Source organism: Parafrankia elaeagni (assembly GCF_000374165.1).
Lineage (GTDB): Bacteria > Actinomycetota > Actinomycetes > Frankiales > Frankiaceae > Parafrankia > Parafrankia elaeagni.
Map to the genome: position 1 here is coordinate 1 of NZ_KB893780.1, position 14,271 is coordinate 14,271.

Annotated in this window: 12 protein-coding genes and 1 pseudogene; all 13 read right to left on the bottom strand. The window is 72.7% G+C overall.

Annotated features, from left to right (window positions below):
- Positions 1-105: 105 nt before the first annotated feature.
- Entirely contained in the window at positions 106-474 is a 369-nt protein-coding gene (locus B207_RS0129225; RefSeq protein WP_026311565.1) for a hypothetical protein, read from the bottom strand.
- Positions 475-854: 380 nt separating this feature from the next.
- Entirely contained in the window at positions 855-1,154 is a 300-nt protein-coding gene (locus B207_RS0129230; protein WP_018640242.1) for a hypothetical protein, read from the bottom strand.
- Positions 1,155-1,210: 56 nt separating this feature from the next.
- A complete protein-coding gene (locus tag B207_RS0129235) occupies positions 1,211-1,789 on the bottom strand; it encodes a hypothetical protein (RefSeq protein ID WP_018640243.1) in 579 nt (192 codons plus the stop codon).
- Between the two features lie 80 nt (positions 1,790-1,869).
- Positions 1,870-2,643 (bottom strand): hypothetical protein, encoded by a 774-nt coding sequence (locus tag B207_RS40880; protein WP_018640244.1) that lies wholly within the window; start codon positions 2,641-2,643, stop codon positions 1,870-1,872.
- Between the two features lie 87 nt (positions 2,644-2,730).
- Positions 2,731-4,443, bottom strand: a complete 1,713-nt coding sequence (locus B207_RS0129245; RefSeq protein ID WP_018640245.1) for a VWA domain-containing protein — start codon at positions 4,441-4,443, stop codon at positions 2,731-2,733.
- Positions 4,444-4,524: 81 nt separating this feature from the next.
- Positions 4,525-5,670 (bottom strand): AAA family ATPase, encoded by a 1,146-nt coding sequence (locus B207_RS0129250; RefSeq protein WP_018640246.1) that lies wholly within the window; start codon positions 5,668-5,670, stop codon positions 4,525-4,527.
- 63 nt (positions 5,671-5,733) lie between these two features.
- Positions 5,734-6,021, bottom strand: coding sequence for a hypothetical protein (locus tag B207_RS0129255; RefSeq protein WP_018640247.1), 288 nt, complete (start codon positions 6,019-6,021; stop codon positions 5,734-5,736).
- A gap of 76 nt (positions 6,022-6,097) precedes the next feature.
- Positions 6,098-6,373: a hypothetical protein gene (locus tag B207_RS0129260; protein WP_154675710.1), complete on the bottom strand. Its 276-nt coding sequence runs from the start codon at positions 6,371-6,373 to the stop codon at positions 6,098-6,100.
- A gap of 823 nt (positions 6,374-7,196) precedes the next feature.
- Positions 7,197-8,171 (bottom strand): C40 family peptidase, encoded by a 975-nt coding sequence (locus tag B207_RS0129265; protein WP_018640249.1) that lies wholly within the window; start codon positions 8,169-8,171, stop codon positions 7,197-7,199.
- Positions 8,168-9,157: a replication-relaxation family protein gene (locus tag B207_RS0129270; RefSeq protein ID WP_018640250.1), complete on the bottom strand. Its 990-nt coding sequence runs from the start codon at positions 9,155-9,157 to the stop codon at positions 8,168-8,170. The genes B207_RS0129265 and B207_RS0129270 overlap by 4 nt, the downstream gene beginning before the upstream one ends.
- Positions 9,154-11,643 carry a type IV secretory system conjugative DNA transfer family protein gene (locus B207_RS0129275; protein WP_230205310.1) on the bottom strand — a complete coding sequence of 830 codons (2,490 nt, stop codon included), beginning with the start codon at positions 11,641-11,643 and terminating at the stop codon, positions 9,154-9,156. The genes B207_RS0129270 and B207_RS0129275 overlap by 4 nt, the downstream gene beginning before the upstream one ends.
- Positions 11,644-11,767: 124 nt before the next feature.
- Positions 11,768-13,738 carry a VirB4 family type IV secretion system protein gene (locus B207_RS0129280; protein ID WP_026311566.1) on the bottom strand — a complete coding sequence of 657 codons (1,971 nt, stop codon included), beginning with the start codon at positions 13,736-13,738 and terminating at the stop codon, positions 11,768-11,770.
- Positions 13,735-14,271, bottom strand: a pseudogene (locus B207_RS40885) (PrgI family mobile element protein); the annotation flags it as partial. The gene B207_RS0129280 and the pseudogene B207_RS40885, both read right to left, overlap by 4 nt.

Here is a 14,271-nt window from a genome sequence, read left to right on the forward strand (position 1 = left end):
GGACAGGCATGCGCGGGACCTTTCGCGAGGGATGCCGGACAGGTGGGGCCGGTCGGCGGGGTGGTGCGCCCGCTGGTCGGGCGCACCACCCCGGGGCGGGCAGGATCAGGCGGAGGTGCCGGCCGGCGCGGGGTCGGTGTCGACCGGGCAGGAACCGTTCGCGGGCGTCGCAGGCACCGGCCGCAGTGCGACCCACGGGAACATCAGGGCGAGGGGGGTGCCGGCCGGGACCGTGCGCGGCTGGGACACGAGGTGGTCCGCACGCCACGACTCGACGCAGCCGGGGCAGATCGTGCTCGCGTGCGGCGCCTCGTAGTCGACCGTGTCGAGCGGCCAGCCCTCAGGCGCCTCATCCGGGCAGCCGCCCGGGAAGTACGGGACCAGATCGGCGGCGTTGAGGGTCGGGTTGTCGGGATAGTCACCGGCGTCGCGGAGCTGGGTCAGGACACGGCTGGTGACATCGGAAACGTGCATCGGGAACTCCGTTTCACGGTGGGGGTTTTTCGGCGCCTCGGCGTACGCGGGGGTGCTGAAAGGAATGCGCGCCGTAGGCATCGGACCGAACGCCGGATAGCAGTGCGCGGCGGAATCGTAGCTCGCCATATCGGCACGGTAAAACGATCCGCATCACATGATGGAAATACGAAACCGTTTTCTTTGGGGATTTCTTTAGCCTGCTGCGGCTACTTTTTCTTCAGGGTGTTCGGGCAGGTATCGGGAACACGTGCCGGAAGGGCGGCCGGTTCAGGCCCTCACGGTGGCGGTGTCGGCGGTGCGGCTGCAGGTCTTCGCCGCCGGTGAGGCGCTGGAAGACAGGTGGTGCCTCTGGCGGAGGTGCGCGGTGCCGGGTGGTGTCACTCTCCCGCGGCGTCCCGGGCGTTGGCGATGGTGATGTCTGCGGCGCGGAGACGGTCGAGGAGCTGTTCGCGCTGGCGGAGGAGATCACTCACCTCGCTCAGGGGCGATTCCAGTTCGTCGGTGTCCACGGAGCTGTCGCCGTCGTCGTGGATGCCCTCGATGGCGGTGTTCAGCGTGGGGATCACACGGGCGCGTACCAGGTCCAGCAGGGTCTGACGCACGTCGGCGTAGTCGACCACGGCGGCGGCCAGGTCCTCGTCGCCGTGCACTTCGGCCAACAGATCGGTCGGGTACATGAGGATTCCTTCGTCGTGTGGGAGGTGATGAGGGCTCGTGCCGGCGGCGTCGGGGGTCAGGTGATGGTCAGGACGCGGTGCGCCCGGCTGAGGAGGTGGGTGGCCAGCGGGTCGAGGTGCTCCTGGATGTCGGTGGGGCTGGTAGCGGTCTGCCGGTGCCAGCGGTCCGGGGGGTCGGCGAGCAGGAGGCTCCAGCCGTCGGCGGTGAGCAGGCTGGCGGCGGCGTGTGACTGGAACGCGTAGTCGTTGCGCCGGATCTGTACCTGCACCGTGTGTGGGGGAAGGCGGTAGGTGCGGGTCAGGGTGTAGGTGTGGGCGGAGCGCCCGGCGCTTGCGTCGAGGAGACGCGCGAGCAGGTCGATCGTGTCGGCGGGGCTGGTGAGGTACTGCGGGCCTCCGTCCTCGGGCCGGCCGGCGGGGTAGGCGTGGAGCAGGTGGGCGGCGTCCTTGTCCTCGTCCGCCGTGTCGGGGTCGGTGGGGTCGCAGGGGGCGGTGAGGGTGAACGGTGAGGTGACGACCCACAGGTCGGTGTCGTGTTCGGCGCGGTCCCGGGCGGCTTCGTCGGGGTCGGTGTGGCGATACAGGTCTGCGGCGATCAGATCGGCGGCGGTGCGGTGGTCCGACTTCTGGGACATGAGGTGCTCCTCGCGGGGGCGGGTCGGTGAGGGGTGGCCCGGGGCGGGGCTGTCCGACGCCGGGCCGGGGGATGCCGGTGTCAGCGGGGGCTGGTGAGGGCGAAGGCGAGGCTGCCGTCGGGCATCTGCGCGGCGGTGATCCGCCCGGTGTGCAGGGCGGTGAGGAGTGCCGCGTCGAGAGCGAGGGATCCCCGCGCGGCGCCGGGGTGGTCTCCGGTGGTGATCAGGTGGGCCGCTTCGTCGGGGGTGAGGAGCCGCCCGCCGGGTGGTGGTGCGGGGTGCGCGGGGATGGTGGGCGGGGTGCTGTCGGTGTCGGGGTGGTAGCCGCCGTCGGCGAGCAGGACCCGCAGCTGGACGGGACCGAAGCGGGGCCCGAGGTGGGCGTGGAACCGGCGGTGGGTACCAGGGCGGCGCAGGTGGAACTCCAGGCCACCGGCGTGCAGGATCACCCGGGTGGCGTCCGCCGGGTGATCCCAGACGAAGGTGTCCTCCAGGCCAGGCAGGGGCAGCCAGCCGGCGCGGGTGAAGCCCGCTTCGTCGAGGCAGGTGGCCAGCTCGAGGCTCACACCCCGGGCCGGGGCCGGGGCAGTTTCGAGCAGGATCACCAGCGGGCTTCCGGACGGGAGAAGGTTCGGGTAGGGGTCGCTGACGTCCGCGTCGCGGCGCCAGCGGGGCAGGCAGTCGGGGCAGACGGTGCCCTGGTGCGGGCTGTACACGCCGTCGATCGGCGACCAGCGCGGCTCCACCACCGGGCATCCGTCAGGCAGGTACGGCACGGAGAACTCGGGGCGCTCGGCCCGGTGGGGGTCATCGGTGTGGGGGCGGACGGCGACGCGTAGGCGGACCAGGTCCATCTCGGGTCTCCTTGATCGGTGCGGTGCGGGAGGGGCCGTGTGCGGGTCCGGGTGCGGCCCCGAGGTGTGGGGCCGCACCCGGGAGGGCTAGGGGGTGAGGACGCCCAGGGCTGCTCGGGCGATGGCGGCGGCGACCTGCGCGGGCATGGGGAGGGTGACCCCGCGTGCGGGGGGGATCGGTTCGTTCTCCTCTTCGGGTTTGATCCACAGCAGGTGGCAGCCGCTGGCGGCCAGCCGGCGCAGGCGGGTTTCCCCGAGGGCCCGCCGGTCGGTGCCGAACACGCCATCGGAGATCACGACGAGGAGGCGGGTGGCGCCGCCGGGCCGGTCGAGGCGGAGGGTGCCGGTGAGGGCGTCGACGGCTTCGGGGAAGGCGTGCCTTCTGTCGTCGCAGTGGAACTCGGTGACTCGGCTGGGTGCGGCCCCGGGGTGGGTGATGGTCCGGACGTGCTGCCCGAAGATCACCGTTTGGGTGTGGGTGCCGGGGACGGTGGCGGCGGCCGTCGCGGTGATCCACGCGGCGGAGGCGACGGGGCGGGCGAAGGCGCTCATGGAGCGGGACACGTCGAGGGCGATCCCGAGCCGTAGCGGCGCCTGGGGGACCCTTGTGCGGACGGTGCGGGTGAACGGTCGGGCGGTGGGGAGGGCACCGGCGGCGCGTTGTGCGTCGGCGGCCAACGCTCCGCGCATCCGCAGCCGGCCGGGTGGTGTCGGGCTGGTGAGGGTGGTCGCGACCCGTTCGGGCTGGGCCGCGCGGCGCAGCGCTCGGGCCAGCTGCCCGGCTGCCTGCCGTTCGATGCTGGTCGGTGCCCGCGTTCCGGCGGTCTGTGTCTGCCCGCCGAAATCTCCGGCGGACGGCAGACCTGTACCGGGCTCGGTCCGGGTCGCCTGGGTGAGGGCGTGGGCGATGGCTTCGCCCAGGGCCGTGGGCTGCGCCGGGGTCCCGGCGGGGGCGGGCTGGTTCGGGTCGGTGGGGCTGTCCTCGTCGTCTCCGACGATGTCGACCCACTGCTGGCCGAGGTGGAGCATCGTGGCGCTGTCGTCATCGGCGACCTGCTGGGCGGCTTTCCAGATCCGCCGCAGCTCGGTGAGATCATCGCCGAGGATCTGCGTGCACACCTGCTCCAGCGGCCCGGTCTCACTCGCGGTGAGGATCCCGGCGTCGGCGCGGGCCAGCAGGAGGGCGGCGGCCTGGGCGGCGGCGGTGCGGGTCATCGGGGCCGGGGGTGCGCTCGCCGGGGAAGGGGCGCCGGGGGGCGGTGCGCTCCCGGGGGCCGGTGAGGGTGGGCCCGCCGCCGTAGAGGGGTCGGGCGGCGGATCCGGGAGGATCTCGGGAAGGATGATCGTCGTCGAGGCGGCCCGTAGCCACCTGCGGTCGCCGGGTCGCCGTCCGATCTGCGCGGCTTCGATCCGGGACTCTTCCAACAGTGCGGCCGCCTGCCCTGCGGGTGTGTTCGCCTCGGCGACGGTGCGCCACCGGGTGTGGGCGGCATGCGCACCTTCGTGGGTGAGCACCCCCCACAGGGCCGGGTACCGTTTCGCGTCCCAGGCGGTGCCTTCCACGGTGGTCGGGTCCATGCCGGCCGGGAAGTTGGTGGCGTCGATCTCGATCACGCCGAGGGCGCCGATGTGCACGCCCGGGGCGCCTCGGCCGGCACCGGGTGCGCAGGTGACGACCAGGTCTTCGCGGCCCGCGATCGAGGCGATGTCGCGGGTCATGGCGGCGGAGATCCGTAGCCACTCCCCTTCGGGGTCGGCGGCGGGGATGGTCGGGTCGGTGTGCACATGCTGCTGTTTCACGGCAGGACTCCTCCGGGGGGCGGGGCGGCGGGAGGGCAGGCGTCGCCCACCCGCCGCACGACACGGGTAGAGGGGTGGGGGTTAGATCTGGGTGCCGAGGGAGAGGGGCGCGAACTTCTCCCCGAACACCTTCTGGACGGTGTCCGCGACCACGGGCCGGTCCTCGAGCGGCGCGATCCCGATCAAGTTCGCCGCCGCCGCCCTGAGGCCCAACACGTCCGCGATCTTCTGGAAGGCGATCAGTTCCCGCAGCTGGGGTGACCAGCCGACGTCCCCGGACTCACGACGCCGGGCAAGGTTCCGCGCGACGTTCACCGCCCACCGGTTGATGTTGAGGCGGTTGGCCAGGTCGAAGTCGGTGGACACCTCGACCTGCACGGAAAACCTGCTCGACAGCGCCTCGGTCAAGATCGCACCGTGCACACCAGGGTTGTGTCCGGCGACGATGTAGAAGCCGGGGGCGGCTTCGATCGTCTCGCCCTTGTGCGCCTTCACGATGATCCTTTTTCGGCCGTCCATCGCGGGATACATCACCGCCAGCACCGCCGGGCTGATCAGGGTGGCGTCGTCGACGAGGAGGACCTTCCCCTCCTGCATGGCGGTGATCAACGGGCCGTAGATGAACTCGTACCGGCCGTCGGGGGTCTGGGTGTACTCCCCGATCAGGTCGGAGGTCTGGGTGTCCCCATCTCCGGCGATGGTGATCAGGTCGTCGCCGAACGCGGCTTCGATCACCGAGGTCTTGCCGGTGCCGGGCGGGCCGTAGAGCAGGACCGGTACCTCCGCCGCCCGCAGCTTGCGCAACACCTCCACATCGGGCAGGTCCGCCAGCTTCCGTGGCCGGTACACCTGCCCGGACGGGCGGATGATCCCCCCATCCGGCGTGGTCTTCGGCACCGCCGCAGGCCTCGGCTTCGGCGGTACCGGGGCCGGGGCTGGGGGGGCCTTCGGCGGCAGGACACCGGCCTTGATCGAGAGTGCGTCGCGGGTGGTGTCGGTGGCGGCATACCGCAGCGGCTTCGGGCTGGTCAGGACGGCCTGACCCGCCTCGGTGAGGCGCTCCAAAGCGTTGCCGACCGCACCGGAACTCCGCCCGAGCGCCTGGGCCACCGCTGTCGGTGCCTGCGGGCCTGGGTTGTGCAGGAGGTACTCGGCCACGAGACGACGCAGGGCGTAGGGGGCGAGGCGTAGCGCCTCGGCGGCGGGGGGCGGGGCAGGGCTCGACATCCTGATCTCCAGGCAGGTGAGAAACGGCGGGGGGATGGCATGCGCCACCCCTGGACTGACGGCCTAGCTGGGGGTGTGGGTAGGACCGAACGCTTCGGTGATCGCCTCGTGGTGGCCCTCGTGCTCGGCGTAGGTGATCCACTTCTCGGCGGTGCGGAAGGGCCGGACGATGGCGTCCTCGTTGCCGCGCACCTTCCGTAGCCGCGACGCGACCTGTTCGACGTCCAAGGCGTCGATGGGGTGCGGCATCTCGGCGACGGTGTTGATTCCGGCGTCCGGATCGACCAGGTGGGCGTAGTAGAACCCGCTGGGATGCGGGAACACGGTGATCAGGGGGCGCTTCGCAGCCATCGGAGCCTCCGACGTCGGGGGTGGCGGCCGGTCCGGGGGTGCGCGGGGCCTTGACACCGCGCACCCCCGGACCGGGTCACCACGGGTAGACGCGCTCGATGTGGACGGAGTCACCGTCGACGAGGACCTGCAGGTCCATCGCGTGGTACGGGTCGTCGTTGTGGATCTTCGGGGTGTCGATGAAGATCGCGGTTCCGGTGGCGGTGCGGGTGAAGGAGATGCGGATCTTCGGACCCGGCGTGCCCGGCGTCCAGGCCGCCATGAGGTTTCCGGCGGGCAGGGTCCACGATTCGAGGTGCCCCTCGGCGGCGGATCGCCGCGCGGGTCGGGGGCGTAGGCGTGGCATACGCATGGGGGTTTCCTTTCGGGCGGGGGCACCGTGGGATGTGCACGTCCGGGCGCCTGTGGCGTTCCCGTATCCCGGTGGGTTTCGCGTTTCGCGTTCCCGTTCGGGCGGTGCGTTTTCGGTGTGGGACAACATTAACCTCGTCCATTCGCGAATGGGAAGCGGTTTTCCATGACTCTTTAGGGAATGTTTTCGAAAAGAGTCATGGAAATGCGCTTGCCTGAACGGGAATGGCGAGCTATTCGCGTGCACACACGGATAGGCAATGGGCGGAAAGAGTCATGAAAACGGGGATGCGAGTGCCGGGGCGTCGAGATAGAATGGTGCTAACGGAATGGACGCGGCACACGGAAAGGGGGTGGTGGGATGGCAGAGGCGACCGGCGGGCCCGCCGCCGCCCGGCGAGCCGGGGCGTAGCCCCGGCCTGACGCGGGCCCAGGCGTGCGGGCGCGGGCGGGCCCCTGGGGCCGGCGGGACGCCGGCCCCAGGGGCCGGATAGCCGCCCGGAGGCGGAAAACCGTGTGGTGGCCTGGTGTCCGCCCCCAGGGCGGGCGCCGGGCCGCCGCACGTGTTTTCCAGGCCTCCGGGCGGCGTAGCCTGGACCACCATCGGAGGGGTCCGTGGGCCGCTGACCTGCGGTTTTCCTAGCCGACTCCCCCTCCGGCCCTAATTGGAGGGAATATTGGAGGGAATAGCGGCGGGAATAATGGTGGGTATAAAGGAGGGTAGGGGTTCGGATTTTCCCTGCATGGCTGGAGGGGGTTCCGCTGCAAGGGCCTTGCGGGCCGTCCGCGCCGCCTCCGGCCGGGCGTGTGCGGACGGCGCGGGGTCAGGGAAGGTCGGTGGGTGCGGCGGCGGGGCGGGTGGCGCCGCGGTAGGTGGGGCGGATGTAGGTTTCGGTCCGTACCGGGGCTCCGCGTCGGGGTGCGTTAATCATGTTCCCGCTGCCAAGGTAAATTCCGACGTGGGTGATGTCAATGTCGGACGGGCCGTAAAATACGAGGTCTCCGATTTCCAGTGGTGTTCCGGGTGGCAGGCGCGGTCCGGCGTCGAACTGGGCCTGCGCGACCCGGGGGATGACGATTCCGGCGGCGGCGTAGGCGGCTCGTGTGAGACCGCTGCAGTCGAACCCTTTCTCGCCATAGTCAGGGCCGTCGCCGCCCCATAGATAGGGCAGGCCGAGCTGCGCGGTGGCGTAGTCCACCGCGGTCAGCGCCGCGTCTGACGGCCCCGCGGTGGCGGAAAGGCCGGTGACGGAAAGGCCGGTGCTGGTGGTGGGGTCGCGGGTGGTGTACACGTCGGCTTGGGTGAGGACACGCGTCACGTACGAGGTGTCGTGGTTATAGGCGTAGAGCGCCCCGGTGATATCCGCGCCGTCCCGCGCGCCGGAGGCACACAGATAGTGCGCGGCGGAGTAGATGGCGTCGGCCGGGTTGTTGATGTCGCGCGTGCCGTCGGCGTCGCCGTCGACGGCGAAGGCGGCGAAGGTCGCGGGCAGGAACTGCATGGGCCCGACCGCCCCGGCGTCCGACGTCCAGTCCGGATTCTGCCCGTGGTCGGTCTCGACTTTCCCGACCGCGGCCAGCACCGTCCACGGCAGTCCGGGGCAGGTTGCGGCGGCGGCAGCATACAGCTGCTGGTAGCCGGTCGGGATTTCCCGCGCCGCGGCCGGGGACGGCGGTTGCTGTCCTGCGTCCCCGAACCCGCTGCCAAGGCCCCCACCGAGGAGGGCCGCGGCGGCGGCGCCGGCGAGCAGTGGCACGGCGAACAGCAGCGCGCACAGCCCGAGGACGAGCCGGGTCACCCGGGGCCGAGGAGGGACCGCGGCCCGAAATGCGGCGCGGGTGGGCGCGGTACCGGTGCCTGGTCGTGTTCGTCGTCGCCCGGGGGGTCGGGGTCGTCGAGCGGGGACCGGCTGACGATCGGGGTGCCATAGCGGTCGGTGAGCCCGTCGAGGTCGGTGCGGGTGGTGGCGTTCAGCGGTAGCCAGACCGGGCGGGCGGGCGCGAGGTCGGCCGGTTCGGTGGCCGGCGCGGTGGGAGTGAGAGGGCTGGTCGTGAGGGGGGCAGGGGCGGCGGTGACGAGGACGACCCCGGCCGGGGTGGTGGCGAGCCGGGCACGCAGTTCCCGTTCCCGGGCCGCGGACGGCAGCCAGATCAGGACAGGGCTGGTCAGACCGCTGGACGCGGCGAGGCGGGTGTAGCCGGGGATCTTCCGCGCCACCTGGGACAGCGATTCCGTGCCGGTGTCGAACTCGACGAAGAAGTCGAGCCGGCGCCGCGGCGTCTGCCAGGTGCCGTAGCCGTCGGGGCGGATCCACTGCCCCCACAGCGCGGTGGCGCGTGGTTCGGACCACCAGACGGTCAGCCCCTCCTGCGCGGGGCGGGTCCGGCTGGCGTGGACCCAGGCGGTGAACACCGCGTTCACGCCGAGGAGGTGACCGATGCGGGGCGAGTTCGCCCAGGCGTGCAGCTTGTCGCGGCGGTAACCGAGATCGGCGACGGCGAGGCCGCGTTCGGCGGCGAGGATCGCCGCGCCGGCCGGGCCGAGGGCGTAATGGTACGGGCCGGTGCCCCGTCCTTGGCCGTAGTAGGTGCGCAGCCGGTCGACGGTGCGCAGCCGGGTCAGGGTCGCCAGGCGCAGCCGGGTCATCCGGTCACCGGTGAACGCCAGGCGGGTGATCTGGTGGCGGGTCAGGACCCGGTGTTCGTGCAGCATCGCGAAGATCCACCGGTCCCGGCTCGTCATCCGCCCGGACACCTCCAGCAGGGTCTGCTCACCGCCACTCACTGGCCACCCCCGGCCTGACCTGACCGGGGACCGCGCCCGGCGTCGCGGGCCGCGGTGTGCCGACGCGCGGCGGCCCGCAGCGCGTCGGCGCGGCCCGGCACGGGTGGTGGGAGGGGTCGGGTGCGTAGGGTGAACGCGGCGGTGTCGGCCTGGTCCACCACCAGGCGGGCCGCGGCCGTCCACGCGGGGAGCCGGGCGAGGTCATGCTGGGTGAGGACCGGGCTGACATGCCGGGACAGGTCCGTGGCGTCCTTGGGTGAGACCCCGAAGAACAGCTTGCTGCGCGCGTTCGTACTCAACGCGTCGGCCAGATCGTCGGGCAGTTGGCGCAGGTGCTGGTGGGCCAGCGTCATGGACAGCCGGTAGCCGCGGGCCTCGGCGAGCATGTCCTCCACCGCCCCCGGCATCGTGAGAAAGTTCTGGGCCTCGTCGAGGAAGCAGGTGGCGTCGGGGCGCTGGTCGGGGTGCAGCCGGGCGCGGTGCAGGACGGTCTGCCAGATCTTCGCGAGCACGATGCTGCCGACGATGCGGGAGGCGTCCTCCCCGATCACCCCCTTGGGAATGCGAACGAGGAGGATCCCGCCGTGGTCGAGGACCTGCCGTAGGTCCACGGTCGAGGGGCCGGCGGCCAGGGCCTGGCGGGCGAAGCCGCGCAGCAGCAGCGCGCGGAGCTTGTTGAGGATGGGGCCGATCGCCGCGGCGCGGGCCCCGTCGGAGAGCTGCTCGTACCAGCCCCAGAAGCTTTTCAGGATCGGGTCGGTCACCCCCGTGGTGGCTTTACGGCGTTCGGTCGCGCTGGTGAGGACGTCGACGATGTCTTTCAGGGTCGGGGTGATCCCGGTGCGGGTGCGGCGTTCGAGCAGGGTCAGGCAGGTCGCGCGGAGCAGGTCATCGGTCCGCGGCCCCCAACTGTCCGCCCAGATTCGGCGGAAGATCCCCACCAGCTGGTCGGTCGCGAGGTCCGGATCACCGCCGTCGAGGATGTTCAGGCACGGCGGGGCCGCTGAATCCTCCGGGTCCAGGAGCACGACCCGGTCGGCGGCGTCCGCGGGCAGCCGCGCCAGGACGTCGTTGACCAGGTCACCCTTGGGGTCGAAGACAGCGAGGCCGCGGTGGGCTTCGGCGTCGGCGAGGATCATGTTCGCGAGCAGCGTCGACTTTCCCGAGCCGGTGGCACCGACGACGTGCACATGGTGGCGGGCGTCCGCGACGTTCAACCCCACCGGACGGCGCCGCCCGGCCTCGGTTTCCCCCAGCGGCTTCACCCGGGGTCCAGCCTCGGGGATGCCGGCGGGGGGTGCGACCGCGGCGGCACCCGCACGGGACAGGCCGGGGACCGCGGTGTCCAACGGGAGATGAGCGAGGGCGGCGAGTTCGGCCACGGCGAGGAGGTCACCGTGGCGCAGCCGGCGGGCGGCGAGCAGCGGGACCGGGTGCGGCAGGCGCAGGCGGCGCAGATAGTTGTGCCCCGAGTAGAGGGCGTAGGCGGACGCCAACGCGTGCGCCCGGCCACGCAGCATCGTCACCGCGGCCTGCTGGCCGTCCTGGGTCATGGGTGGGGCGAGGTGGGCGGCGGCGTAGGTGACCGTGGCCTCCCACCGCGGGCCGACCGCCTTGAGGCCCATGGCGCGGGACGCGGCGGAGTCCTCCGGCGGCGTCGGCCCGGCCTGGCCCACGACCTGTCCGGCGGCCGGGCGGGGCCCGGCGTGCGGGGTGATCAGGTCCAGGGCGCGGCCGGCGAGGCTGGGGGTGTACTGGCCGCGCTGACGCGCCGCCGCGCGCCGGGCCAGGGTGAGCCGGCGGCCGGTGACGGGGCGGGCCAGGAGCTGCACGACGGCGGCCTCGTTGTCGTCGAGTTCGGAGGCGGCGGACAGCAGGGAGCGGATCGGGTCGCCGGAGGTGTCCGCGCGCAGCGGGAGCACATCGACCTGGGCCAGGCGCAGCTGCCCCCCGATCGCCAGCGCATGCTCGGGCAGGGGTGCGGTCGCGGGCCGGGTCGTGGTCCGCGCCCCCGGCCACGCGGCCTGCACCGCCCGCTCGACCATCCCGGGTGGCACGGGGCCAGGGACCCACAGCCGGATGATCGTGCCGGCGCGGGTGGCGAGCAGTTCCCAGCCCAGATGCGGCTGGCCGTACAGGAGCCGTTCCCAGAACGGGCGCTGCAGCCCACCCATCTGACCCCAGAAGATCTCCGCCGCGGAGGCGGACACCTCGGGTGGGGTGAGGATCTCCACTGTCCGTGCCCCCTTGAGGAGTACCGCGTGCCGGTGGGCGCGGACCCGGCCGCGGGCATAACCGGCGGCCAGGAGCAGGACGACGGCGGCGAGGGCGAGGGGCCACCAGCTGGCATGGCCAGCCAGCCACGATTCCAGGCCGGTGAGGATCTGGCCGGGGTCGGTGAGCCACCCCGGCGGCTCCGGAGCCGGCGGAGGGGGCGGTGGAGGGACGGGGGGAAGCCCCGCGGAGGGGACCGAACCAGCGAACATCACGAGGGTGCCTCCAGGCATGGGAGCAGGACAAACACGACGTGCGGCGGGGTTGGGGATGTGTGCTGTGGTGCCGCCGCCAGCAGTTGCGGCGGCACCACAGCGGGGCGTGTGGGGCAGCGGGTTAGAACGGGTCGGTGTCGTCGTCCACTGGCCGTCGGAGGGCCGGGCGGTGCGCGGCACGGCTCCGGCCGGGGTCCGCGGCGGCGGGGGTGTCCTGCGGCCGGGGTGGGTCGAGCGGGTCGGTGCCGCCGGGGCTCTCGGCGCTTTCGGCCGGGTCTGTGGTGATCAGGGCGTGTTCGGCGGGTGAGGCGAGGGTGTGCAGGGCGGTGCGCTGCCCGGTCCCGGTCAGCAGGAGCGCGTCGCCGGGGCCGGCGGTGAGGAGCTGGGTGGCCTCGCCGTCGGTGAGCTTGAAAACCTGACGCAGCTCGTCGATCACGCTGGGGTCCTGACGCAGCAGGATCTGCGTCGCGCTGTTCGCGACGACCGCCCGGCCGAGGTCGGAGCCGAGAAGGTCGGCGGAGTCCTGGGTGACCACGGCCAGACCGGCCCAGTGCTTGCGGGCCGCCTTCGCGAGCCGGAAAAGGAACTTCGCGCCGGCGGGGTGCGCCATGAGCAGCCAGCCCTCGTCGACCACGACGAGGCGGCGGCGGCGCCGTGCCGGGTCGGCGACGGTGCGCCAGATCGCGTCCAGTGTGAGCAGCGTCCCGGCCGCTTTCAGCTCGTCGGGTAGGGCACGCAGGGAGTAGACGACGAGGTGCCCGGTCGGCTGGGTGGTCGTCGCATGGGCGAACAGCCCGGCGTGCGACCCAGTCACGAACGGGGCGAGACGGGCCGCGAGTGTCGGCCCGGCCGGATCCTCGGCGCCGTTCAGGGCGGTGGTGACGTCGGCGAGGAGTGGGGCGGGCCGGGTCCAGGTGTCGGGGTCGTGGGTGATCCCTGCCTGCTGGTAGGCGGTGAGGATCGCCGTGTCCAACACCGCCCGACCGCCCGCGTCCAGACCGCCGTCACCGGCGGGGTCGGCGAGGAGGGTGGCGACCAGGGTGTGGCAGAACAAGGCCCGCCGCGTCAGCAGGTCCGGATCGTGGCGGGAGTGGGCAGGCAGGTCCAGGGGGTTGAGGTGCACCCCGGACTCCCCCAGCGCGAGGCGGGTCCCGCCGATCGCGGCGGCGAGCCGGGCGTACTCGTCCTCTGGGTCCACGATCGCGACGTCGACGCCCTGGTATCGGGAGCGCAGAACGTCGAGTTTCGCGAGGAAGCTCTTCCCCGCGCCGGAGGCGCCGGTGGTGACCGAGTTGTAGTTCGGCTGTGCCCACCGGTCATGCGCCACGATCCCGGCGGAGTGCAGGTTCGTGCCGTAGACGACCGGGGCGGCGCCGGGGCGCTGCGGGTCGGGCAGGGGTAGGTCGGGGGTGGTGAACGGGATCCCCGCGGCGAGCGCCTGGGTGTCGAAGGCCCGGCGGATCCGGAGCAGGTCCAGGCCGAGGGGCAGGGTGGAGACCCAGCCCTGGATGGTCCGGTACCGGGCCCGGCGCACCGTGAGCAGCAGGCTGTGCGCGAGAGCGGTGACCCGCGCCGCTTCCTCCCCGAGGTCTTCGCGGGTGTCGGCGTAGACGGTGAGGTACAGCCCGACGCGGAACAGCCGTGCCTCACCACGCGCGACCTGACGGGCCAACTCGCCTGCGTCCTGGGCGGCGGCGTCGAGCTCGGGGTCGGCGAGCCGGCCGGCGACGGCATCGGCGCGGCGGCCGGACTCGAGCCGGCCCAGCTGGCGGCGTAGCCGCAGCGCCGCCACCGCGGGCGGCGTCGGATCGATGTGCAGGGCGACGTCGAGGCGGCCCGGGTAGGCCAGCAGCGGCTCCATCCACCCGGGTCCCACCTCGCGCGGGTAGCCGACCACGGTGATCGTGGTCGCGCACAGGCCGCTGACCTCGATCTGGCCGGCATCCACCACCAGCGCAGGCGGGGTAAACAGCGCCGGACCCTCCACTGGCAACCCCGGGCCCGTCCCCTGCCCACGACCGGACAGCAGAGCCCGACGGCTGCGCGACCGCGCGCCGGGCGCGGGGAGCTGCTCGCGGGTGCGGCGGCTCATCGCCGGCCCCCCACCAGCGTGCGTCCGCGCACCGAACCGGCCGCGGTGACACCCTCGGGCGGCGGTGGGCCCCCCGGGTCGGCGGCGGACGCAAGCAGACTGGTCAGCTCAGGGCCGGACAGGATCCGGCCGCGTAGCCCCGCGGCAGCCAGCAGGCCGAGGGCCTCCTCAAGGCGGCGTGCCGCCGCCTCCGCAGCGGTGTCCCGGCCGCCACGCAACGCCGGAACCGGTTCGTAGGCGGTCAGCAGGATCTGCCGGCTGCGTAGCCGCCGGGTCGCCGCGAGATCGGCGAGGAAGGTGGCGTGGTCACGGGCCGCGGCAGCCAGCGCCGGATGAGGCGCCTGCTCCGCAAGGGCACGCAGCTGATCCAGGTGCGGGTCGAGACGGACCGGCACCCCGCGGATCGTGATCTGGATCCGCCCAGACAACGCGTTGAGCATCCGCCCATACCCGGCGACCTTCCGCGCGGTGTCGCTGTCACCGGCCAGCGCCAGGTTCACCCCCGCCACCTCGGCGACGACACCGACCGCACC